The sequence below is a fragment of the Photorhabdus stackebrandtii genome (assembly GCF_011189495.1).
GTDB classification, from domain to species: Bacteria; Pseudomonadota; Gammaproteobacteria; order Enterobacterales; family Enterobacteriaceae; genus Photorhabdus; species Photorhabdus khanii.
This window is the reverse complement of record NZ_PUJV01000004.1, coordinates 1-22,879: the sequence shown is the minus strand read 5'-3', so window position 1 is coordinate 22,879 and position 22,879 is coordinate 1. Positions and strand designations below refer to the sequence as shown.

Genomic DNA, 22,879 nt, shown 5'->3' with positions numbered 1-22,879 from the left:
CTTCATAATTTATTGGGGCAGATAACTCAACGTTTAACGCTGGCGATGAAGATTGTAAGATTAATGTGTCAATCGGTTGCGGGTGTAGCATTGTTCATGTTTTGTTATCATGCGGTGTGCAGATTGAGTATGATAATGAAATAAAAACTTAGAATGGTATTTATAATCTCTTTGCTGAGGATAGGATTATGAGTCAATTTCACTGCAATAATATAACAATAGATTACAATAACAAGGGAATCGGTCCGATAACATTGCTACTGCTTCCTGGATGGTGTGAGCCTAAAACGGTTTTTATTCCATTTGAAGCGTTAGCTGCGGAAACTTTCAGAGTGATTAGTTTGGATTGGCGTAATCATGGGTTATCTTCCCAATCTGCGTTGCCATTAACGCCAGAGATGTTATTAAATGATGTTGCTTCTTTCATTAATTCATTAGATATAGAACAGCTTATACTGGTCTCAGTTGCTCATGCCAGTTGGATTGCTGCTGATATAGCAGAAATAATGCCAGAGAGGGTATCTGCATTCGTATTTCTTGATTGGATTATGACTACCCCTGACCCTGCATTTTTTCAGTCAATTAGCGATATACAAGATCCTGAAAATTGGATTTCAGCAAGGGATTCTTTATTTAATTTCTGGATGGGGGGAGGAAATAATAAAATTGTTTTGGATCATTTAGTTAAAGAAATGTCACAAATGGATTTCTCTGTGTGGGAAGCTGCCGGAAAGGCGATAGCCGGAGCATATAATAGATACGGTTCTCCCTTGGAACGATTGAAAATTTTTTCCGGAAGGCATCAATGTATGCATATTTATTCTTTGGACAGAAGTGATAATTATTTACTTGAGCAGCAAAAGTTTTCCTCTGAGTACTCATTCTTCCAGGTGAAGCGGTTGGAAAATGCCACGACCCATTTAGGGATACTTGAACAACCTGAAGAGGTTTATCGTGTATTAAAGGCGTTTATATTAAAAGAGTAGAGATGAGGGGGCTTGGTTTAGTTCCAACTTTGTTTGTAAATTAATTAACAGAAATGAGGTCACTATAACAAGTCAATAATACGTTTCAGAATTTAAGTGTATGGTTCATTTGCTATTTGAAAACAGAGAGTTTAAGGCAGGGTAATAAGCCTTGCCTTTTAATTTAAGAACACAATGTTGAAGAGTTAAAAAATAAATTTTGAATTTGTTTTTATAGAGAAATTAATAATGAGTGTCAGGAGAGATATTATTTAGTTGGAATAGTTAATGCGTTAATAAATTATATATGTGTTAATTGTTATCATTCCCTGATACATAATGATACACAACCGACGTTTGTTGATGAACTCGGTATTATACTAAATGTAAGTAATCACCTTACAAAATTTAAGGCTGCGCTATGTGTGGCCTTTTCTTATTCTACTGATTTCGCAGTATTCCTATTAACTCAAATTTAAGGCTACACGGCAGCCTAAGGATTCCCATTATATCAATGGGAGGAAAGGATGAAATACATGGATAAACAGCCTGACATTTGGATGCAGCTATGGTTATGGCTGCTGTCAGTCAAAGAGCAAGGTATAGGTGCGGCACTGGCTGCTGCAATGGCTTATCTCAGAGGTCGATATAACGGAGGTAAGTTCTGGACGACAATTATGGATGCCATCATGTGTGCCATGATTGCCTGGTTTATTCGTGATGTGTTGGATTTCTTTGGTATGAGCACGGATTTGGCTTACATCGGCAGTGTCATTATTGGTTATCTGGGAACTGACTATTTCGGTCAGATCTTAAGAAAAGTGGTTAATAACAAAACAGGCAATAAAGTAGAAGGAGTAAACGATGAGCAGAGGCATACGAAACAATAACCCTGGCAATATTCGTTGGGGTGATGACTGGCAAGGTTTGGTTCCTGGATCACAGCGTACTGATAACGCTTTTTGTCAGTTTGTCAGTCCTGAATATGGTATTCGGGCAATGATTAAAATTTTGCATAATTACAATCGGAAATATGGTCTCAAAACAGTGAAAGGGATCATTTCACGCTGGGCGCCCCCCAATGAGAATAATACCGAGGGTTATATTAATCGTGTGTGTAAAGACACTGATGTTACCTGCGACCAGGTTGTTGATGTGTTTAATCAGGTATTTATGACCAAACTGATTAAGGCCATTATTACCGTAGAGAATGGTAGTCAGCCCTATAACAACGAGATCATTGATAAAGCTTTTTCACTTTTGTAGGGCGGAATGATGAAGTTTAACTCACACGGTTACACCTTCGTTGCCTTGGTTCTTGTCTCATTGGTGGCTCATCACTATTACGGTAAGTACACCAAACAGCTTGATACGACAGTCCGGCTACAGAGCGAGTTACTGGCGCAACAGAATGAAATCGTCAGTCAGCAGGAGAGGATAAAACTCCTGTCTGAACTGGATAATCAATATACAAAGGAACTTGCTAATGCCAAATCTGAAATTGATGCTCTTCGTGGTGATGTTGCCGCTGGCCGCCTCCGGTTGCGTATCGCGGCCACCTGTAATCAAAGCGAAACCGGTTCCTCCGGCAGCATGGGCAATGCAGGAGCCCCACGATTTAACCCGGCAGCTGAACAAGATTATTTCGATCTCCGAAGAATGATTGTTGAGAACAAAAAGCAAACTAAATACTTGCAGGAATATATCAAAACTCAGTGCCAGTAGCTGAGTTTTGATCATGTTATTTCACAATATAAAGCAGCGTAGGAGTGAGTTGGTTATCAGGCAAGTATGCTTAAAGTTAAACAGGGGATACTGTGTTTTGTAACACAACCCGATAACCATCAATATCTTCAAATGTTTTACCATTAACATCCCAGTATGGGTTGTAAGAAGGGACAGTGATAAAACCAGCGGCTTCCATTAATGATGATTGATGTAACCACTCTGAATGGTCTGATATATAGAAGGCCAGTAAATTATCTTGTGTGGGTGCTCTGCCTGCTATTGTACCGCGGTGATGTGTAAATTCGAGATGCCAGAGATGATCTGGATGCCCTAATATGATGCCATCAAAGTTTTCATGATTTTTAAATTGACCTAAAATAGTAAACCTTAAGCCTTGGCAGTACATGTTGGCAATCTGATTTAGGTTATCGGTTGGTCTGGCTATTCTTAGGATGGTTGATTTGTTCATGATAGTCCCAGTTGATAAAGTTTTTATTAAATATATTCAACTCTCAGATTTGTTACTTCTAATATAAAACAGTCGATAATCGTAGTTGATAATCGTGACAAATACAAAGTGGTGATCTTGACAGTCATAACACTTTTTAAGTGTGATAAGTTAAATTTTTAGATTATTAGCCCGAAAGTGGCTAATGCTACCGAGATATTATTTATAAAATAATTAAACTCAGTGTCTTACAATTTTTTAGTCTATTTGACAAATTCAATAGCTGTTTTTTGGGTCTGCCATCATTATATAAATTACAAAGTCACTTATGCGAATACCAACTTGATACGAGTTGGTGTTCATTTTTTGTCATCTAAAACATGTATCCAGTTTCGATAAACTTTGATGAATGTTCTTGTTATCCTGTAGTCAGCTGGGGTGGTTCTTACTTTCTGCTGGTAATAATATCTTATAAAATACATTCTATAATTAAATAGTTAATAAATATATTATTTGTTTGATTTATCTTTATACTTAATAGTTTGAGTTTCTCAAAGGTATTAAGTTGATTTCTATTGCTTTTATAAAGTGATATGACCAGTAACATAGAGACTTGTGATACTTAAGCAAAATTTTTATATTATATTATATCTTATTATATTATAATCTACTTTTCTTAGGGAGATTATAATTAATACTAATTGATATGTTTTTTTTATTTATTATTTTTTAAGGATAAATTTCTGATGAATATTAAGGAATTAATTATAGTTCTGGCATCATCTTGTTCTATGCTATTAGGTGGTTGTACTGTTGCTCCTGGGAGTAGTCTTCCTGTTTATAATAAAGAAATAATCAATGATAATGATAGTAACTATGATATTAATAATTTGGTAAATGTTTATCCGGTAACACCACAGTTAATTGAAAATTTGCGAGTGAATTCTGCTATTGCACGTCCTAATCCTGAGTTAGATAAAGAATTACAGCAATATGAATATCGTATTGGTGTGGGTGATGTCATTATGGTTACTGTCTGGGATCATCCTGAATTGACAATACCGGCAGGGCAATATCGTAGTGCCAGTGATACGGGTAACTGGGTGCATTCTGACGGAACGATTTTTTATCCATATATTGGAAAACTTCATGTGAAAGGGAAAACGGTCACTCAAGTGCGTACTCTGATTACAGAGAAGTTATCAAAATATATCGAATCTCCTCAGATTGATGTAAATATTGCTGCTTTCCGTTCACAAAAAGCCTATATAACAGGCGAAGTCGCCAAGTCTGATCAACAGCCTATTACCAATGTGCCTTTAACTATTATTGATGCGATTAACCGTGCTGGTGGTTTGACAGAAAATGCTGACTGGAAAAGAGTCATTTTGACTCATAAGGGAAAAGAGACAATTATTTCTCTGCAAGATTTAATGCAAAATGGTGATCTGAAGCAAAATCGTCTGCTCTATTCCGGCGATATCTTATACATTCCTCGCAATGATGATTTGAAAGTATTCGTTATGGGAGAAGTCAGGAAACAGAGCACGCTACGTATGGATCGCAGTGGAATGACCTTGACAGAAGCATTAGGTAACGCTGAGGGTATGGATCAATTATCAAGCGATGCGAGTGGAATTTTTGTTATCCGTTCATTACGCAATGTGCCTGATAATAATGGGAAAATAGCAAATATCTATCAGCTCAATGCTAAGGATGCAACAGCATTGATCCTGGGAACTGAGTTTAATTTGCAACCTTATGATATTGTTTATGTTACCAGTGCACCAATTGTTCGTTGGAATCGGGTTATCAGCCAGTTGGTGCCAACGATATCAAGCATTAACAACCTGACTGAAACAACCCGATGGATTCATACGTGGCCTAAGTAATGTTCAATTCTATTCTGATTGTGTGTGTGGGTAATCTTTGTCGATCTCCAATAGGGGAGCGTTTACTGCGGCAGCTATTTCCTCAGAAAGAGATTTATTCTGCGGGAATATCGGCTTTGACGGGTAAACCTGCACATGAGCTCTCAAGTAAGGTTGCGTCCAGACATGGATTGTCTTTGGAAGGGCATACCGCACGCCAGCTAACCAGTGAATTATGTCAGCAGTCAAGTCTGATTCTGGTTATGGAAAAAAAACATATTGAGGCTGTAAACCGGATAAACCTAGGGGCAAGAGGGAAAACAATGCTCTTTGGTCATTGGCTAAGTGAAATGGAGATTCCTGATCCTTATAAATCCGATATCGAGGTTTATGAATATGTATATCAATTATTATTTAAGAGTGCTAATGGTTGGTTAGGTAAATTATAACTTATAAGTATTTTTTAATTCTGGGTTTTTTATTTTTCATTACTTCTTAATAAAGTAATTATAGGCTTTTTATGACTACATCAGATAAATCAAGTCACACACATACGGATAGTGATGAAATTGATTTAGGCCGTCTTATTAGTGCCTTATTCGATTATCGCTGGGCTATTGGCGGAATCACTCTCTTATTCATGGTTATTGGTCTTGGTTATTCCTTGATTGCGACACCTGTATACAAAGCGAATGCTTTATTACAGGTTGAAAAGAAAAGCAGCGCACTATCTTTAGTCGGGGACATGACGGATATGCTGTCTGGAAGACAGTCAGATACATCAGCAGAACTGGAGCTATTAGTTTCCCGGATGATAATAGGCAAGACGGTCAAGGACTTGAGTCTGGATATTCAGGTTACAGCCGACTATTTTCCTGTGATAGGCAAGGGAATTGCTCGTCTTCGAGGTATGCCAAAGCCTGACATTGTTATTAAAAATTTTACGGTATCATCAGAGTATATTGGTAAAGCTATAAAAATATATGTCGATGATTCGGAAAATTATCAGTTGGAGTTTGACAATCAGGTTTTTCATGGGCAAGTGAACAAGGTACTTGATGCTGATGGCATAAATTTACTTATCTCAAATATCTTAGCTTCTCCAGGGCAAAGTTTTACATTAGTTAAACGGCCCCGGTTAGATGCCATTCGTTCACTGCAACAAGCTTTACGGGTGATGGAGAAAGGAAATAATACCGGCATTATCTCGCTTGAAATAGAAGGTGATGACCGTAAAAGAGTAAAATCAATACTTGATAGTGTCAGTAAAAATTATTTGCAACAGAATGTGACAAGAAAAACTGAAGAGGCTGAGAGTAGTCTTAGTTTTTTAAAGAATCATTTGCCTAAAGTTAAAATGGCGCTCAATAGTTCTGAAGAGTTGCTTAATCAGTACCGTCAGGCTAATGAATCTGTCGATTTATCACTTGAAGCAAAATCAGCTCTGGAGACATTGGTCCAGATTGAGAAACAGCTCAATGAGTTAACTTTTAAAGAAGCTGAGTTACAGCAATTGTATACCAAACAACATCCTGCTTATGTTGCTTTGCTTGATAAAAGGAAGACGTTGGCTGAGACTAAAAAGGAGCTGAACCAGTCAATCAAACGGTTACCGAAAACACAGCAGGAAATTTTACGTTTAACGCGAGATGTCCAGGTTGGGCAAGAAATTTATGTGCAATTACTCAATAAACAGCAGGAATTGAACATCCTGAAAGCTGGGACGGTTGGTAATGTACGTATTATTGATGAAGCTGTTGTAGAAAGTTCAGCTGTAAAACCGAAAAAGCCACTGATCGTTGCCGCTATGACGATGTTAGGGTTTATATTATCAATCGGAGTCGTTTTATTAAGGGTAATGTTCCGTAAAGGAATTGAAAGCCCTGAGCAATTGGAAGAAATAGGGGTTTCCGTTTATGCAACTATTCCACTATCTGAGACCCAGGTTAAACTTGAACAGCAACAGAAAAAGAGGACTTATCGTCAGAAATTGCGGTTATTAGCTATTCATGATCCTACTGATTTGGCTATTGAAGCATTGCGGAGTCTTAGAACAACCCTGCATTTTTCAATGATGGAATCCGCGAATAAAGTTATTCTTCTTTCTGGTTCAGCCCCTGAATTGGGAAAATCTTTTATTTCGGTGAACCTTGCGGCAGTATTGGCATTAGGTAATAAACGCGTTCTTTTGATAGATGCAGATATGAGAAGAGGCCATTTGCATAAGGTGTTGGAAAGTCCTCAATCTCTGGGGCTTTCTGAATATCTGGCTGGTCAGAATCAGTTAAAAGAGGTTATTACCAGAACCTATCTTACTGAACTTGATTTTGTCAGTCGAGGCGATATTCCGCCTAATCCGTCAGAGTTGCTTATGCATAATAGATTCAAGGAATTATTATCCTGGGCAGAAGAGCATTACGATTATGTCTTGGTAGATACTCCACCTATTTTAGCCGTAACCGATGCTGCGATTATTGGGAGATATGCAGGAACTTCATTGTTAATTGCCCGTTATTATAAAACGAGAGTTAAAGAAGTTGATGTCGCTATTCGTCGGTTTGAGCAAAATGGCACTCATATTAAGGGTGTGTTGCTAAATGCGGTAGAGAAAAACTCCAGTCTCTATTATGGCGGACATTATCAATACAGTTATAAGGATTGACCTTTTTCTCCGGCTTTAGGCCGGAGAAATTTTATCAATGAAATCTTACTGTTTTCTGGCAATAAATGAGTTCGCTTGAGTAAAAAGAAGAAAGCCACGGCGAAGCCTACCGAAATTTTTCTCCTGTTACTTTATGCCTTTACAGTGACAGAAGGTGGTTATAAGATGCATTTAAAATGAATCTTATTATCGGGGAACTCCTATGAGCGATCTTGTTTGCTATAAGCGAATGCCAATCTGGCAAAAAAACACCATTCCTGACATGTTCACTGAAAGACACAACACCAAGGAGGGGACGCATGCTTGTCTTGAAATCCTTGAAGGTGAATTGGAGTTTGTGATTTTCGATGGTGATCAGGAAAAAACGGCATACTTTCATGTGCAAAAGCAACCTCCTATTATTCAGCCAGAGGTCTGGCATAAAATAAAATGGATGAGTGATGATATTAAGTGCCAGCTCTCTTTCCTATGCGAACCACAATATCTGTTTTATAAGCAAAATAACTTGTCATTGCCTCATTCAGAGATCAGATACTTGGCAGATATTATTCCTCCTTGTAAAACATTGGATTTGGGATCCGGTCGTGGCCGGAATGCTTTCTATCTGGCAGAAAGAGGTTATGACGTTACAGCAGTGGATATCAGTTTGCAACATATTGACGCAATTAATATTATTAAAGAGAATCAACAGGTTAAAAATATCCATACCGCTGTTTATGATATTAACTCGCACAATATTATAGAAAAATACGATTTAATTATTTCAACGGTGGTTCTGATGTTTCTGCAACGGGAAAAAATCGCTAATATTATTCACAATATGCAGAAACAGACGAATGAGGGTGGGGTTAATTTGATTGTTTGTCCGGTTGAAACAGATTCTGCACCATATTCATTACTGCCATTTAAATGTTTCTTAAAACCAAGAGAGTTGGAGAGTTATTATGCTGATTGGGAAATGATTAAGTATAATGAAAATCCTGGTCATCTTCATAAAACAGATGAAAATGGCAACAGAATAAAATTAAATTTCGCAACACTTATCGCCATAAAGCGGTAAAATATTTAAATGAATATATTAATATCAACGGTCGGTTTAACCGACTGTTGATTTATTTTATAAGTTGCAATCACGAATGTATGTTCTATTCTACTACATTCCGGTTTTTATTATTAAAGATTAATAATAGGTTTGCATGATTTTGTTATATTGTTGTTGGTCACGGTACATTTGCAGATAGACTTGATATTTAGCTTGATGAAATAAAAAGGTCTCTTTTTCCGGTTTGATAACGTTGCCGTCATGTACCATTGATTTTGCTGCTTGAGTGAAATTTTCAAAAAAACCGCAGGCAACAGCACCGAGCAGGGCAGCGCCAAGATTAACGGCATCTTCTTCTTGGGGCAGATGAATTTCTCGTCTGGTGGCGTTGGCGTATTCACGTAGCCATAATGGGTTTTTGGTTGCGCCACCACATATAACCAGTCTGTTTATCTGGTGTCCGGCTTCTACTAATGTATCAATAATATGGCGGGTCCCATAAGCGATAGATTGCAGGGTTGCCAGGTAATAGCGGGCCAGAGCATTACGACCATTTTCCAGCGTGAGCCCGCTTACCATTCCCTTGGCGTTAGGGTTTGCCCTTGGTGAACGATTGCCGTGATGGTCAGCTAAAATATGTAAATGAACAGTTGGGTATTTTTCTTGTTTTTCTAACCGCGTAACGGCTTCATTCAGTAGCTGGTAGTATTGATGACCAGATACCTTAACTTCTGCTTCCAGCTCCTGCCAGCTGTTATGTTGACGAATTGACCACTCAACTAATGCACCGGTAGCGCTTTGCCCACCTTCGTTGAGCCAGTAACCGGGTAGCATTGCGCTGAAATAAGGTCCCCAGACACCCGGCACCATGACAGGATGGGGACTGACAATCATGTGGCAGTTTGAAGTTCCACTGATAATGGTCAGACTGCCTTCTGGATATGCACCGGTCAGTGCCAACCCACCCGCATGTGCATCAATAATACCACCGGCGACAACAACTCCTGTGTGTAGTCCAAAATCTTTAGCCACTTCTGCGGTCAGATAACCGGCTTTCTCGCCAATCTCAAGAATGGTAGATGGAACTTTATCGGTTAAATCTTCTAAACCCACCTCATGAAGTAGATCTTCGCTGAACTGTTTTTGATGAGCCAGGTAGTTCCATTTGCAGGTAAGAGTACAGATACTGGCTACATCAGCGGCAGTGGCTTTCCATACTAAAAAATCGGCTAAATCAAAGAAACGCCATACATTCTGATAACGCTGAGGAAAATGGTTTTTCAGCCACAATATCTTCGGTAGCTCCATTTCAGGACTGACTTCACCACCTGCATAGCATAGTGCCGGATCATTGGTCTGATTTATCGTGATGGTTTCTTTGGTTGCCCGGTGATCCATCCACATGATGATGTCGTGTTCAGGATCTCCATTTTCAGCGACAGAAAGCGGTAGCCCTTCATTCGCTACAGCAACTAGTGAACAGGTAGCATCGAAACCGATTGATTTAACATCAAGGGGATTAATATTCGCCAATGTGACAGCTTCTTTTACTGTTGCACACACTTGTGCCCAAATATTCTCAGAAGATTGTTCAATAAAATCGGTTTTTGGATGAAATTGTTGAATAGCGCGAACAGAGAATGCATGTCGTTTGCCGTGTTGGTCAAAAACCGCAGTACGGACACTGGCTGAACCAACATCAACACCAATGAAATATTGTTGTTCCACCATGCGATCCTCCTCTTATTCGTTAACTTAAGCCGACAAAATGAGTTGAACAGAACAATAACACAATGCGGTTATTCAATTATTGTGAAGCGGATCGAGAAAGATTCGATAGTTTTATGATGATAAAAAAATATTACACATATTTTTCTATTGCTTTTCTGACAGATGTAATAGACCTATTTCAGATAATGGTTTGTTTAAGAGGGAAAACACGATAGGTGGAGAAAGGATTTTTCGTAAAAAATTACTGTTAACTTATACTGATATGTTATTTGTTTAACTCATTACCTTTTTTTAAATACAAATAAACTTATTAATTAACAGAAAAATTAAATATAAAAATCGATATTTATTTTAATTGGTTAAAAAGTTATTTATATCAGTAAGTTATTTGTGTGCAAGAGAGAGGGGGCAGATGTGAAAATTTCGTGATGAATTTGGTATAACAAATTTGGGGTATTCCTGTCTTAAAATTCTATCAAGTGATATCATTCACAAGTATCAAATCTTTTTCCATTTTTACGAAATTTTTCCTCGCTTATTTTCTATAAATATTCTTTATTTAGATTGCTGCGCATATGTTGTTATTTTGTTATGGAATATTTGAGGGCGTCTAATCTATGGGGCTAATCACAGAATGGCTAAGTGCTATTAATGGGGTCGTGTTGGGGATACCGATGATGGTCGGTCTTTTGGGGGTTGGGATCTTCATGCAGATCCGTCTCTCTTTTCTGCCTATACGTAAACTGGGAACGGGTTTTAAATTACTGTTTGAGCGTAATCATCAGAGGGGAGAAGGGCAGATATCGCCGTTTAACGCACTGATGACTGCGCTTTCCGCCACCATTGGTACAGGTAATATTGCTGGTGTCGCTACTGCGGTTGTATTGGGTGGACCGGGTGCGCTTTTTTGGATGTGGATAACCGCATTAGTCGGCATGGCGACCAAATATTCAGAGGCTGTATTGGCGGTCCGTTTCCGTGAGGTTGATAAAAATGGTCACTATGTTGGTGGCCCTATGTATTACATAAAGAATGGTCTGGGTAAAAAGTGGGCTTGGTTGGGAACGCTGTTTGCGGTATTTGGCAGTATTGCTTGTTTCGGGATCGGTAACACTGTACAGGCGAATTCTGTTGCTGATGTAATGCAAAGTAACTTTGGTATTTCTACCATGGTAACCGCCATAGTACTGGCGATTCTGGTTGGTGCAGTACTTATCGGTGGTATTAAACGTATTGCTGATGTGGCAGGTAAATTAGTGCCATTTATGACGGTTGCCTACTTAGCTGCTGGGATTATTGTTCTGGGCGTGAATTTCAGTGAAATTCCTGCTGCGTTTGCCCTGATTGTTGAATCTGCATTTACACCCGTTGCGGCGCAAGGTGGCTTTGCTGGTGCGGCAGTATGGGCGGCAATTCGTTTTGGTGTGGCCCGGGGAATTTTCTCTAACGAAGCGGGGCTGGGAAGTGCGCCGATTGCTCATGCAACAGCAAAAACCCAAAACCCGATTCGTCAGGGGTTGATTGCTATGCTCGGGACTTTCATTGACACCATTATTGTTTGTTCTATCACTGGTTTTACTATCGTCATTACGGGGGGTTGGTTAACCGGTCAGACTGGTGCGACACTGACAGCGGCCTCTTTCTCTGCGGCGATTCCTGGTGGAAACTATATTGTAGCAGGCGCGTTGGTCATATTTGCCTTTACTACAATTCTTGGCTGGAGTTTCTATGGTGAAAAATGTATTCAGTATTTATTTGGGCAAAAAGCAATTACACCTTTCCGTGTGGTATGGATTGTTGCTTTAATGGTTGGTGCCACCCAATCGTTGGATTTCGTTTGGTTACTGGCCGATACATTAAATGCAATGATGGCAATCCCGAACCTGATTGCAATAGCACTGTTAAGCCCGGTTGTTTACCGGCTAACAAAAGAACATATTAAAGATGTGAATGCAGATTGCGTTGATATTAAAGCAAAACTTTGAATAAAAGCCTTCCAGTCTGGAAGGCTCAGATGACTGACAAAGTGCTGGTTCTTTATCCGGCACTTTGTTTCAATTAAGTTCCGTTCACCAAATGGAGCTGGTTATCATATTAAGAACGCCCTCCTCAGCTCTTTCCGCCTGAAATCTGCAATCGCTTAAAGAGGGTGAAAGGGATTGCAGCATACTAATTATTGCCTTGCTAGTCGGAAATGGGAGGGTTTAAAAGGCGTATTGCTACGCCAAGGATTAATATCCAGGCCTCCTCTGCGAGTGTAACGAGCATAAACTGCAAGATATTCTGGTTTGCAGAAATAGTTCAGGTCATTAAAAATACGTTCCACACATTGCTCATGGAACTCATTGTGCTGTCTGAATGATACTAAATATCTAAGAAGTGCTTCCCTATTGATACGACGTCCCTGATAGTGAATCTGAACCGATCCCCAATCAGGTTGATTTGTGATGAGGCAGTTCGATTTTAGCAAATGGCTGACAAGCGTTTCTTCTGTATACTCATTATCTACTGCATTATTTAGGTAAGCATTACTGAATTTAAAATCAGCGATATTTATATCCTGCTCATCAATGCATACCCCTTCAAAGTTTCCTGCTTGTTGAACACTGATGTCAGTGACAGAATAGAGTTCTAATGTGACGCGTCCAGAAGCGCAATTTTCGAGATCGTTAACTATGGTATTATGCACATCGTCCCAGTTTTCAAAATTTGTCTGATTCAGGCTGTTCAAATAGAGCTTGAAGCTTTTTGATTCTATCAGATTTTTACTGTGAGAATTAATGGTCACTCTTCCTGTGGCAACTTGTGGTAAACCATTTTTATTTAACCAGGATAGCTCATAAAGATTCCAGATGTCCTCGCCATACTCAGGTGCATCCTTAATTGATAAGGACGATCTCCCGAGAGATCTGGGGACACCATGAAGTAAGTCTGGTGAGTATTTTTCTGGATAAGTTGTATCTTTACCAAGTGGTAATTCTGAAATAGTGAAATGGGAATTGCTCATTTTAGTTCCTTTTACTTCTGGTAAATAAATTTGTTAAATAGATATCTGAACATGTATATAGGTACGATGCCAATAATTGCATAAATGAGTTTAATAAGAAGCTGACCTCCAATCATACTCCATATCATATGCTGCTCCAGGTGGTGGAAGGCCACGTTTATAAATATAAAACTATCAACAAAGGATGAGATGATCGTGCTGGTTATTACCCTGAATGGGAGGAATCTTGCCTTTGTCAATAATTTTAGCCGGTAAAGAAGATAAGCATTTGTGTGTTCAGAAACTATGTATGATGCAGATGAGGCAAACAAAACACCGATCATATCGAACACAATACTGTTGAAACTGGAAGAAAATTCCCAATTATCCAGTGCCGGTATTTTCGTACTTAGGTAAAGTAGAAAACAAAATGTAAGGTTATTCAGAAAAGCAGAATTAATAGCTTTTCTTGCAAAACATAATCCATAAAATTCGTTAAGTATATCTGAAATTATATATGTTAATGGATAAATGAATATGGCGGCAGGAACTGTTAATCCAAATACATGGGCTGGTTTTATACCAATAATATTAGATGATAGATATAACACTGATAAAAAGATGCAAAGGTAAATATATGAAAACCAGTGCCTTTCGTTTCTCTCCTCAAATTCATAATATGATTTTGTTGTTCCGATCGAGTATAGCTTTCTGTATATCTCCTTATTTTCCCTGTGAGAAAGATTTTCAATTATGTCGCTTTCTACAATTTTATCCAAGGGAGATGTAAATGTTTTCCCTGTTGTAGTAACTAATATTATTGTCTTTATACACTTTCCCCGTTTAAATCCCATTAACTTAAATTTTCTCATCAATCCTTTCCTCAATAATATAACCAATCAACAAGTCTTCAGGGATTATTTCACCTTTAATCTCAATATTTTTATTCCTAATTGTTACGAGCAATTCATCATCACTACCCTTAAAAAAATGGCGAATAAATAACATCTCGTCACTAAGATAATAGGGTTTTTTATCTTGCCATCAAGAATCTTATACACAGTGGATCTTGTTACACCAGACTTTTCTGAGAAAGATAATTTGGACTCTTCTCTGCTTTTTATTAAGTAGTTAATATTTTTGACTATATTATCTCTTGTTTTTTTGACAGGTAAGGACATTTTTCATTCTCTAATGAGTTTTGGCAATCCGGCAATTATACTCTATTAAGAAATTATTTTAAAATCAAAAGAATTCATTAAAAAGGACAGTTTGTATGTTTTTTTGTATCTTAATCTGGTGCGATTTTCATCGATAACTATTTTTCTTTATTTCAATTTTTCAATGTAACGTCAGACAACTCCCGACTGGTACGAGTTGGGCGGAGGAGTTGCCTGTCCTACAAGTTAAGTCTGGGTAACTATATGAAATCGTGGTATATTCTCTATCATCATGAACGCCGTTTCCCTTCAATAATGAATACGCTCTCTCGAGAGGGAGTGGAATGTTATATGCCCGTCAGGGAATGCTTTGTTTCTCGCCCAGATCGCAAAAGATAAAGAATTCCGTTTTATTTATGCAAACAGGGTATTTATTAAAGTTAATCAACTCCCTAAAGATTTTGATGTTATTGGGTATTCTGAAAAAGAATTACTCACACCATTTCATGATGTTGCCCATTTGTTTGAAGAGCACGACAGTAAGGTCTTAAAGCATATGCAGCGAATATCAGCCATAGGGATTTACCCAGTAGGAAAAGGTAAACAATTTAGATCTTATTTTTATAACAAATTCCCATTGATGGATGAAAATAATCAATGTATTGGTGTGGTTTCCCATGCCAGAGAAATAGAGTATTTTGCAATGGCTCATTATATTAAACATCATATGGTTACCCCTGTTAAATTTAAACCGCCGAACGATATATTAAAAGATAAAGAGTGGGGGGTTATTTTCCTGTTTTGCTGTGGTCTCAGTAATAAAGATATCGCGGTCAAAATGGGTATTTCATGCCGTATTGTGGAAAAATATTTCGAAGATATCTATGAGAAACTTTCTGTTGGATCAGTTATGGAGTTAAGATTATTTTGTAAAGAAAATGGCTATGATCTTTATGTTCCAGCAAGATATTATAAACCTATGGGCTATTTTTTATTAAATTAACACTACGGTCTGCTAAGTTTTTGGGATTACAAATAAGAATCTTGACTTGTCTATTGATATTGCAGTTACTAATTATCTAATGATTTCTGTGATCATTAGATAATATACCACCACTAGCTGTGAGGATATCGGTATTATCAGGCCGCGGCGAATCTCTATAGGGAAAAATGGACACAGCATTTTTTCATTATGAAAAAAACCAACCTCATTATTTTGAATGAGGTTGGTCAGCGGTTTGAGCCTTCCAGATTGGAAGGCTTCTTTAAATCACTAATCACTGATTGATATTATTCTTCACTGGTTTTGATGTAGATGCTCTTAACCTGAGTGTAAGAATCCAGTATCATTTTGTGTGTTTCTCTGCCAAGGCCCGATTTTTTATAGCCGCCAAATGGTGAGTGAGCGGGGAGTTCATGGTAGGTGTTAACCCACATACGGCCCGTTCTGACAGCTTTGGAGACACGTAATGCGCGGTTGATATCTTGTGTCCAGACCGCACCACCAAGACCATAATCAGAATCATTTGCCATTCTGATCACATCTTCTTCTGTACTGAATGGAATGACTGTCAATACAGGACCAAAGATTTCTTCGCGTGCTACCTGCATTTCATTAGTGGCATTGATAATGATGGTTGGTTGAATAAAGAAGCCATCATCATAACCTTCGCCAGTAATCCGTTTGCCACCAGTCAGGATAGTTGCGCCCTCTTTTTTCGCAATATCGACATAGCTGAGAATTTTTTCCATCTGTTCCTGGCTGATCTGGCTTCCCATTTGGGTTTCTTTTTCCAACGGATCACCAACCCGGACAGATTCAAATTCTGTTTTCAGCGACTTAAGAAATTCATCATGAATATCTTTATGCAGGAATAACCGAGAACCTGATTCACACGCTTGCCCTTGATTCAGCAAAATAGCTTTGGCCGCATATGTTACGGCTTTTTTCATATTGGCATCAGGGAAGATAATATTGGCTGATTTACCGCCAAGTTCCAGTGTGGCAGGGATAAGCTTTTTGGCCGCGGCTTCGGCTACGGTATAACCTACTCTGGTGGAGCCTGTGAATGCCACTTTTTCGACATCTTCATGGTCCAGAATAGCTTGCCCGACGACAGATCCCCGACCTGTAACAATATTAACCACCCCAGCTGGCAGGACTTTATTCAGTATCCGGCCCAGTTCAAGCAGTGTGATGGGGGTCATTGTTGCTGGATTAATCACAATGGTGTTACCTGCCGCAAGAGCCGGAGCCAGTTTCCATGCTGCCATCAATAACGGGAAATTCCAGGGAATAACCTGTCCGACAACACCAATGGGTTCACGGATCACCAGGCTGAGTGTATTACTATCGAGAACTGAAGCTTCATCGGTATGGGCACGGATCACGCCTGCAAAATAGCGGAAATGATCAATGGAAGCGGGTAGATCCATATTCCGGGATTCATTTAATGGCTTACCTGAATCCAGTGATTCAAGAATGGCAAAACGTTCTTGTTCTGCTTCCAGTAAGTCAGCAATTTTCAGTAAAACAGCTTGTCTTTCGATTGGGGAGGTTTGACTCCATGTAGCGAAAGCTTTTTTCGCGGCACTGACAGCAAGATCAACATCTTCGGCATTACCGGATGCATATTCAGCCAGTAATTCACCTGTCGCCGGGTTATAACTTTTCGTTGTTCCTTTAGATACACTATCTACCCATTGCCCACCGATAAGCATTTTATAGGATTCAACAGGCAACATTTCTTTCTCAATATCATGTAATCGTTTCATTAACATACTCCGGTTACTTTGGTTTAATAATAGTGACAATTAGAATCTATTTCATTAGGTTATTTTATTACCGTGATTATTAATAACATTATTGAAATAGCCTCTTAATATAGTTTCATTATGTGAATGTATTTGTACTTTAAATTTATTACCTAATGAAATTTTTTTGTTATGTTTTATATTTTCTAGTGCCTGTATAGTAGAGTGAAAAATAATAGATGTCTATTAGCATGTTATATAAAATATCATGCATATTAACAAGCGGAAATTATAAATAAACAGTGAAATTAAATATCCGTTGGAATATTCCAACGGATTGAAAGGAAATATTATTTTGCTGTGACCCAGAATACTCCGCTACCATCAAGGGCGGTAAAGGTTTTATGCAGATATAGGCTGTCGGCTTGTGGATCAATATCTTCGAACAGATTCGGATGCAGGAATTTCGCTATAACTTCGACGGCAATAATGTTAAACGGCGTGTCGTAATATTGGTGATACAGTGCGATTACCCGTTTTTCGCGGAATGCTCTTAATACATTCAGTTTTGGTCGTGTCAGTAGTTTTTCCAGCCGTTCCTGTGATTGTTTCAGATTGCCGGTATAACCCAATGGCACTGAAAGACTTTCTGGGCGAACTTTGTCCCAATCTGCGGCGGTCATCAGATAAAATTCAGGATTGCTGACGATTAATTGTTCTTCGTTTACCTCTCCACCCATACCTGGGAACCAACGGGCACCGAGGTTATCACCCCCTGCGGCAGTAACAAATTCACCAAAATTTCCATTACCGAAAGTCCTACAGCAATGCTCCGCGCCAAACATTCCTGCATGGCGTTCGATAAACACAGGAGGTCGCTGCTCTTTGCCCAACGTACCCACTCGTTCATTAATTGTTTTCATCCTCTCCTGATAGAAAGTAATAAATTTTTGTGCGTTTTCTTCTTCGCCGAATACTTTCCCAAGTAACGTCATGCTGGGAATAGTATTTGCCAGTGGATATTGCCGGAAATCGATAAAGATAACAGGAATACCGGCTTTCTCAAGTAAAGTAATGGTTCTGCTATCATTGAGTTTGGCTTGGAGGCCAATATCAAAAATAACCAGGTCGGGTTTATAAGTCAGTGCTTTTTCAACGCTGAAATCGCTTTGATAAGGGTTAGGAAAGATGGGAATATTTCGTAACTGTGGGAAGTCTTTCTCATAAGCGGTTGCCAAGTCAGGCGATTTGATTTCCAGTGCATTATCCCAGGCGATAATACCTTTAAGTGGATTATCAGGATGAAGAATATTCAGAGCAATCAATACCCGGCTGTCAGCCAGCATAACCCGACTGACCGGTGCATTAACGTTAACCTCCCGGCCGGCGACATCCTTGACGATAATTTTTTTTGCCTGAGCAAAGACAGGCAATAGTATCAATATGGCAGTCAGAAAATATTTTGCAGTACGGTGGATGACTGACATTATTTCTCCTTTTGTTTTGAGTTTTATCTGCTGGTTTTCAAAATGAGTTTCGGTATCAGAAGCTCATTGTTGCTTGAATAAAGAACGTTCTTGGTTGGTCTGTATATTTGAAAATTGTGATTGACCGTGAAATGCAACGGAAAATCGTAATACGCTATCTATTAGAATAGTTAAGTAAGGCGATAAATGCAGGTACGATCTCATCTGATTTGGTCCAAATCTGTTTATGCTAAACCCGGAATGATAATGATAACAATTTATATTAATCAAATAGTTTTAGTATCTCTTGGAAATAATATTTTTATTTTTTAATAATAACAATGAGTTAAGTGGTTGTTGCCATTCGATCACTTTATGTTTCCTCCTAAGCCCTGCCGCTTTTCGAAGTCAAGTGAGGTCAATCAAAGGTTAAACTGTAATCTTATACATGTATATTAAATGTAATTTATAAGGAATACATCATGTTCTGTATGCGATGAGAGCAAACAACCTGAACTCCTGAGCTACTAAAAAAATAGTGAATGGCTATTTTCTGGCATGCAGTTATCAATTCAGGGAGATATCGTTTTGGAATAGAATAAATGAAAAGTTTCATTTTATTCCTATTCTTTATCAGTTTGGCTAATTATAAACGGTTTATTGTTTCTGCTTCTGTTATTATTCCCTTGTTTGATATTCTGCGGGGGTGAATATGAAAAAATTGTTAGCAATTTGTTTGTTAGGATCTGTATTAGCTGGCTGTGATAACCAGCCTAAAATTGATGCTTCTAATGAAATCGCGTTGAAAACGTCCATTGAGAAGGTAAGAGATGCGCTGCCCGGTGATAAAAGAGCTAAGTTTGATGAATCAATTCAGGCAGCTATGTTTAATAGCATCGATTTTAATGACTTAGTCAAATCAGGTGCTAATGGCGACATAAAAGAATTGAAACAAAAATTTTATAAATCCCTGGATGGTAAAACGGCTGACCAACTGATTACTGAAGCTGAAAGCGTTGAAGCTAAGAAATCAGAAAATAAATAATTCCTTCATAGGATTATTTGCACTAAACGGCAAAAGGTGAAGATCTGTGCCGTTTTTTTATTATCGTTAGTAAATTAAATGAAATCTAAACAAGCAGGCTATAAATCTTGAATTATTTTGATTTTTGCTTATAATTTGCGCCGCATTCTAAGTGCAGTATCTCGTTAGGCGAGGCTCCTATACAAACACAGGTTGCTGATCTGACGACGTCGAGAGACGCCCAAGATTAGGACAGGATATATCGAACCAAGGTATATCCCCATGTAACTTTCTGAGAATTCAGGATACGTTGTATAGTGCTAAAACTGAGACGTGGAGATAGCTGTTGCATTCTCTCTCATCTGGTTTCGCCCCTATGTGAGTACTGTTTGAAGTTCACAACAGTAATAGGGACTAACATCATGAAAGTCACATCCCATGAAAAAGTGGATGTATTAGCTATGGCTAATCATTCCATTAATGAAAAAAATGCTGATCAGCAGCAGAAACATCAATTGAAAAATGAAGATGCAACTGTCAGTGCATATATGAGTCAATGTTTTATTTCTGTATCCGTTGCTGACTCTGTTTTATCGGTAAAAAGTAATCTGATTGATCAGCTTGAAGGAGAACAGATCCCAACCTATTTGTATGTTATTGATGATGAAGGCTATCTGAATGGCATATTACCGGTGAAGGTGTTATTGACGGTAGCCGATGATTTATTTGTATCAGATATTATGAGGCAGAGTTATTTTTCCGTATCACCGGAACAGTCGCGTCATGATATTTATAGTCTGATAAATCACAGTGGTATGGATAGTGTACCGGTTATTCATTTTGGCAAATTAGTGGGAGTGCTGCGACCACAGGATATTGCTGAATTGATTGAAGATGAAAATACATTAGATGCTCATTTGCAAGGGGCAACCTTGCCTTTGAATGAACCTTATCTCAGCACTAGTCCGATAACATTATGGCGCAAACGGGTTGGTTGGTTATTGTTATTATTTGTTGCAGAAGCCTATACCAGCGCGGTACTTAAAGCTTTTGAAGATCAACTGGAAGCGGCAATTTCTCTGGCGTTTTTTATCCCGTTATTAATTGGAACGGGGGGCAACAGTGGTACACAGATTACCTCAACGTTAGTCAGAGCAATGGCATTGGGGGAAGTGAGTTTGCGTAATCTGTGGGCTGTGTTACGCAAAGAGGTTTCCACTTCATTTTTAGTTTCTGTAACAATTAGTTTTGCTGCGCTTATCCGTGCCTGGATATTAGGTGTAGGCATTGAGGTGACAATTGTTGTCAGTTTGACCATCATTGCTATCACCGTTTGGAGTGCTATTGTTTCTTCCATTATTCCGATGGTATTGAAAAGGTTCTCTATTGATCCGGCTGTTGTATCTGCGCCTTTTATTGCCACATTTATTGATGGAACTGGCCTGATTATTTATTTCGAAATAGCTAAGTTAGTGATGACAGAACTGGCTTAATATTATCAATAAGATGCCCATAATAATTGGGCATCTTATTGACTGGATGTGAATTATTTCCATAGTTTTTGATAGTGAAAGTGATTCATTTTTTTATTTTTAAGTTGAATATCGTTTACGATAAGATTTACTGGCGATCCTGAGATGATTCCATAAATCACTACTATTCATTTTGTTTTTAAGATGATTATGATATATTTTAAATGTTTATAAGAAGCTCCCCACTTTTAGGCTGGGATATAGATTTATCACAACATTAAACGGGCACCACACAATAAGCCATCTTGGTTAAATTGTAGATGTAGTGCTTATTTCTGATATTCATATTTTATCCAGCTATTAATGTAGCCAAGGAGTATATCCATTTTCCCACCTCCTCTCATTAATGATTCACCTAATATTTGGATCACACTTTTTTCACCCCATCCATCTCGGATATTAAATAGCTGATTTCCTTTAAAATTTGTGCAACTTTCACTTTTTTGTAAGGATAGACCGTCGGGACGGGTTCAAGTTTAAGATCATAAATAATAAAATGATTGAGTGAACTTTTTCTTTTACTTTCATTAATAAATTTATTTCCAGTCAGAAAAATGTCTTTTCCAGCTTCAACTTTACTTATCTGATTGGATAAATTATCACTGTTAATATAGGTATTTCTTCCCGAGAAGATAAAACCCGGCAGAGAGTTTTCTAATACCCTGCTTTTAATTCGAGTATTATTTAGATAAGCTTTTCCTGTTCCGTTATTCTCAATACCAAGACGACTAAAATAGGCATGCCCAAATTATTTATCAGGAAGTGGTGTCAGCTCTGCTGTGATAGTATAGGGATCGCCAAAAATACTGACATCATTAAAAACGGTCATGCCTCTGTCTGTAAAATCCGGTGTTACTGGCTTATTTTGAATAACAAAGACATTGCGGGTATTATTCAGCTCTTTTGTCCTGATAACCAAATCCCCATTCACGGTTTTTATCGTCGCCGATCTATTTTCGATTAACTGACCTTTATTCCCCTGCGCATTTTTTTGTATCCACAGATTATCGTTGGTTTGCAGTAAGGCTTTATCACCAGTATTACGCACGGTGTCACCCCATACCCGCATATCCCGGTTCGCGGTTACGTTACCGTTATTCTCCAGGGTGGTATTGGCCAGGGTAATATTCCGTCCTGCTTGCACGGTAATCTTTCCATAGAGAATATTGATAATTTGATAGTGACATAATAAAACTATTCTAATATGTGATTATTTAACTGGCTTATGGGAAAGTTTATTCCCCGGTTGAAAACATTATTAAAGTCGGTTCCTTTTTTTAAATATATTGTCTGATTAATCTATTTAATATTCTTATTTGTCTTTTTTACGGGGTATATAAGCATTAATAAAACCAATTTTTTCTCATTTTTAACTGATAGATTTATACCTGTGCTCATTGAAACTGCTTGATTTTCGCCCAAATGAGGTTCAGGGTATCCGTCATGAAAATATTCATTACCGATGAACAAAAAGCCGAACTTGAACACCTCCATCACACCTGCCGTGATA

At 38.3% G+C, this 22,879-nt stretch carries 21 protein-coding genes and 1 riboswitch; of the genes, 13 read left to right on the top strand and 8 right to left on the bottom strand.

Annotated elements, in window-relative coordinates:
* Positions 1–188: 188 nt before the first annotated feature.
* The 4 genes from C5470_RS04685 (at position 189) to C5470_RS04670 (ending at position 2,690) form a co-directional block, all read left to right on the top strand.
* The gene (locus C5470_RS04685; RefSeq protein WP_166286391.1) at positions 189–986 is read left to right on the top strand and encodes an alpha/beta hydrolase; all 798 of its coding nucleotides are present in this window, start codon (positions 189–191) and stop codon (positions 984–986) included.
* Between the two features lie 506 nt (positions 987–1,492).
* Positions 1,493–1,855, top strand: coding sequence for a phage holin, lambda family (locus tag C5470_RS04680; RefSeq protein WP_166286389.1), 363 nt, complete (start codon positions 1,493–1,495; stop codon positions 1,853–1,855).
* Positions 1,830–2,231 carry a structural protein gene (locus C5470_RS04675; RefSeq protein ID WP_166286387.1) on the top strand — a complete coding sequence of 134 codons (402 nt, stop codon included), beginning with the start codon at positions 1,830–1,832 and terminating at the stop codon, positions 2,229–2,231. The genes C5470_RS04680 and C5470_RS04675 overlap by 26 nt, the downstream gene beginning before the upstream one ends.
* A gap of 6 nt (positions 2,232–2,237) precedes the next feature.
* Positions 2,238–2,690: a lysis protein gene (locus tag C5470_RS04670; protein WP_242687810.1), complete on the top strand. Its 453-nt coding sequence runs from the start codon at positions 2,238–2,240 to the stop codon at positions 2,688–2,690.
* Between the two features lie 76 nt (positions 2,691–2,766).
* Here the strand turns inward: C5470_RS04670 and C5470_RS04665 are convergent, their stop codons facing one another.
* The gene (locus C5470_RS04665; protein WP_166286385.1) at positions 2,767–3,162 is read right to left on the bottom strand and encodes a VOC family protein; all 396 of its coding nucleotides are present in this window, start codon (positions 3,160–3,162) and stop codon (positions 2,767–2,769) included.
* Between the two features lie 725 nt (positions 3,163–3,887).
* Between C5470_RS04665 and C5470_RS04660 the strand changes: the two genes are divergently transcribed.
* From C5470_RS04660 to tehB, 4 genes are all read left to right on the top strand, one after another.
* Positions 3,888–5,033 (top strand): polysaccharide export protein, encoded by a 1,146-nt coding sequence (locus C5470_RS04660; protein ID WP_166286383.1) that lies wholly within the window; start codon positions 3,888–3,890, stop codon positions 5,031–5,033.
* The gene (locus C5470_RS04655) at positions 5,033–5,461 is read left to right on the top strand and encodes an arsenate reductase/protein-tyrosine-phosphatase family protein (RefSeq protein WP_166286381.1); all 429 of its coding nucleotides are present in this window, start codon (positions 5,033–5,035) and stop codon (positions 5,459–5,461) included. Before C5470_RS04660 ends, C5470_RS04655 begins: the two co-directional genes overlap by 1 nt.
* A 71-nt stretch (positions 5,462–5,532) precedes the next feature.
* On the top strand, positions 5,533–7,674 hold the full coding sequence (locus C5470_RS04650; protein ID WP_166286379.1) for a polysaccharide biosynthesis tyrosine autokinase: 2,142 nt from the start codon (positions 5,533–5,535) through the stop codon (positions 7,672–7,674).
* 202 nt (positions 7,675–7,876) lie between these two features.
* Positions 7,877–8,734: an SAM-dependent methyltransferase TehB gene (tehB, locus tag C5470_RS04645; protein ID WP_166286377.1), complete on the top strand. Its 858-nt coding sequence runs from the start codon at positions 7,877–7,879 to the stop codon at positions 8,732–8,734.
* A gap of 120 nt (positions 8,735–8,854) precedes the next feature.
* On the opposite strand, the gene C5470_RS04640 is transcribed toward tehB, so the two are convergent.
* Complete coding sequence (locus tag C5470_RS04640) at positions 8,855–10,444, bottom strand: FGGY family pentulose kinase (protein WP_166286638.1); 1,590 nt, start codon at positions 10,442–10,444, stop codon at positions 8,855–8,857.
* A gap of 620 nt (positions 10,445–11,064) precedes the next feature.
* On the opposite strand from C5470_RS04640, the gene C5470_RS04635 reads away from it, so the two are divergent.
* The gene (locus C5470_RS04635; RefSeq protein WP_166286374.1) at positions 11,065–12,432 is read left to right on the top strand and encodes an alanine/glycine:cation symporter family protein; all 1,368 of its coding nucleotides are present in this window, start codon (positions 11,065–11,067) and stop codon (positions 12,430–12,432) included.
* A gap of 188 nt (positions 12,433–12,620) precedes the next feature.
* On the opposite strand, the gene queF is transcribed toward C5470_RS04635, so the two are convergent.
* Complete coding sequence (gene queF, locus C5470_RS04630; RefSeq protein WP_166286372.1) at positions 12,621–13,454, bottom strand: NADPH-dependent 7-cyano-7-deazaguanine reductase QueF; 834 nt, start codon at positions 13,452–13,454, stop codon at positions 12,621–12,623.
* A gap of 11 nt (positions 13,455–13,465) precedes the next feature.
* Positions 13,466–14,305, bottom strand: coding sequence for a queuosine precursor transporter (locus tag C5470_RS04625; RefSeq protein WP_166286370.1), 840 nt, complete (start codon positions 14,303–14,305; stop codon positions 13,466–13,468).
* 552 nt (positions 14,306–14,857) lie between these two features.
* Between C5470_RS04625 and C5470_RS23555 the strand changes: the two genes are divergently transcribed.
* Both C5470_RS23555 and C5470_RS04620 read left to right on the top strand, forming a co-directional pair.
* Positions 14,858–14,992 (top strand): transcription termination/antitermination NusG family protein, encoded by a 135-nt coding sequence (locus C5470_RS23555; protein WP_207626892.1) that lies wholly within the window; start codon positions 14,858–14,860, stop codon positions 14,990–14,992.
* Positions 14,964–15,596 (top strand): helix-turn-helix transcriptional regulator, encoded by a 633-nt coding sequence (locus C5470_RS04620; protein ID WP_207626891.1) that lies wholly within the window; start codon positions 14,964–14,966, stop codon positions 15,594–15,596. The genes C5470_RS23555 and C5470_RS04620 overlap by 29 nt, the downstream gene beginning before the upstream one ends.
* 287 nt (positions 15,597–15,883) lie before the next feature.
* Here C5470_RS04620 and C5470_RS04615 read toward each other — a convergent pair whose 3' ends face one another.
* Both C5470_RS04615 and C5470_RS04610 read right to left on the bottom strand, forming a co-directional pair.
* On the bottom strand, positions 15,884–17,368 hold the full coding sequence (locus tag C5470_RS04615; protein WP_166286368.1) for an aldehyde dehydrogenase family protein: 1,485 nt from the start codon (positions 17,366–17,368) through the stop codon (positions 15,884–15,886).
* 329 nt (positions 17,369–17,697) lie between these two features.
* Positions 17,698–18,834 carry an ABC transporter substrate-binding protein gene (locus tag C5470_RS04610; RefSeq protein WP_166286366.1) on the bottom strand — a complete coding sequence of 379 codons (1,137 nt, stop codon included), beginning with the start codon at positions 18,832–18,834 and terminating at the stop codon, positions 17,698–17,700.
* 691 nt (positions 18,835–19,525) lie between these two features.
* Here C5470_RS04610 and C5470_RS04605 point away from each other — a divergent pair.
* Both C5470_RS04605 and C5470_RS04600 read left to right on the top strand, forming a co-directional pair.
* Entirely contained in the window at positions 19,526–19,858 is a 333-nt protein-coding gene (locus C5470_RS04605; protein WP_166286364.1) for a DUF6694 family lipoprotein, read from the top strand.
* A 153-nt stretch (positions 19,859–20,011) separates the two neighbouring features.
* Positions 20,012–20,183, top strand: a riboswitch (M-box (ykoK) riboswitch).
* 76 nt (positions 20,184–20,259) lie between these two features.
* Positions 20,260–21,330 carry a magnesium transporter gene (locus C5470_RS04600; protein WP_166286362.1) on the top strand — a complete coding sequence of 357 codons (1,071 nt, stop codon included), beginning with the start codon at positions 20,260–20,262 and terminating at the stop codon, positions 21,328–21,330.
* Positions 21,331–22,117: 787 nt separating this feature from the next.
* Here the strand turns inward: C5470_RS04600 and C5470_RS04595 are convergent.
* Both C5470_RS04595 and C5470_RS22420 read right to left on the bottom strand, forming a co-directional pair.
* Positions 22,118–22,513, bottom strand: a complete 396-nt coding sequence (locus tag C5470_RS04595) for a hypothetical protein (RefSeq protein ID WP_207626890.1) — start codon at positions 22,511–22,513, stop codon at positions 22,118–22,120.
* Between the two features lie 155 nt (positions 22,514–22,668).
* Positions 22,669–22,879 (bottom strand): hypothetical protein (locus C5470_RS22420; protein ID WP_207626901.1); only part of this gene is annotated, 211 nt, incomplete at its 5' end.

Bases quoted from the DNA above. Each gene is read 5' to 3' on its own strand.
- tehB (WP_166286377.1), top strand. From the start codon at position 7,877: ATGAGCGATCTTGTTTGCTATAAGCGAATGCCAATCTGGCAAAAAAAC.
- C5470_RS04600 (WP_166286362.1), top strand. From the start codon at position 20,260: ATGAAAGTCACATCCCATGAAAAAGTGGATGTATTAGCTATGGCTAAT.
- C5470_RS04655 (WP_166286381.1), top strand. From the start codon at position 5,033: ATGTTCAATTCTATTCTGATTGTGTGTGTGGGTAATCTTTGTCGATCT.
- C5470_RS04665 (WP_166286385.1), bottom strand. From the start codon at position 3,162: ATGAACAAATCAACCATCCTAAGAATAGCCAGACCAACCGATAACCTA.
- queF (WP_166286372.1), bottom strand. From the start codon at position 13,454: ATGAGCAATTCCCATTTCACTATTTCAGAATTACCACTTGGTAAAGAT.
- C5470_RS04610 (WP_166286366.1), bottom strand. From the start codon at position 18,834: ATGTCAGTCATCCACCGTACTGCAAAATATTTTCTGACTGCCATATTG.
- C5470_RS04660 (WP_166286383.1), top strand. From the start codon at position 3,888: ATGAATATTAAGGAATTAATTATAGTTCTGGCATCATCTTGTTCTATG.
- C5470_RS04680 (WP_166286389.1), top strand. From the start codon at position 1,493: ATGAAATACATGGATAAACAGCCTGACATTTGGATGCAGCTATGGTTA.
- C5470_RS04650 (WP_166286379.1), top strand. From the start codon at position 5,533: ATGACTACATCAGATAAATCAAGTCACACACATACGGATAGTGATGAA.
- C5470_RS04635 (WP_166286374.1), top strand. From the start codon at position 11,065: ATGGGGCTAATCACAGAATGGCTAAGTGCTATTAATGGGGTCGTGTTG.
- C5470_RS04615 (WP_166286368.1), bottom strand. From the start codon at position 17,368: ATGAAACGATTACATGATATTGAGAAAGAAATGTTGCCTGTTGAATCC.
- C5470_RS04605 (WP_166286364.1), top strand. From the start codon at position 19,526: ATGAAAAAATTGTTAGCAATTTGTTTGTTAGGATCTGTATTAGCTGGC.
- C5470_RS23555 (WP_207626892.1), top strand. From the start codon at position 14,858: ATGAAATCGTGGTATATTCTCTATCATCATGAACGCCGTTTCCCTTCA.
- C5470_RS04675 (WP_166286387.1), top strand. From the start codon at position 1,830: ATGAGCAGAGGCATACGAAACAATAACCCTGGCAATATTCGTTGGGGT.
- C5470_RS04625 (WP_166286370.1), bottom strand. From the start codon at position 14,305: ATGAGAAAATTTAAGTTAATGGGATTTAAACGGGGAAAGTGTATAAAG.
- C5470_RS04670 (WP_242687810.1), top strand. From the start codon at position 2,238: ATGATGAAGTTTAACTCACACGGTTACACCTTCGTTGCCTTGGTTCTT.
- C5470_RS04685 (WP_166286391.1), top strand. From the start codon at position 189: ATGAGTCAATTTCACTGCAATAATATAACAATAGATTACAATAACAAG.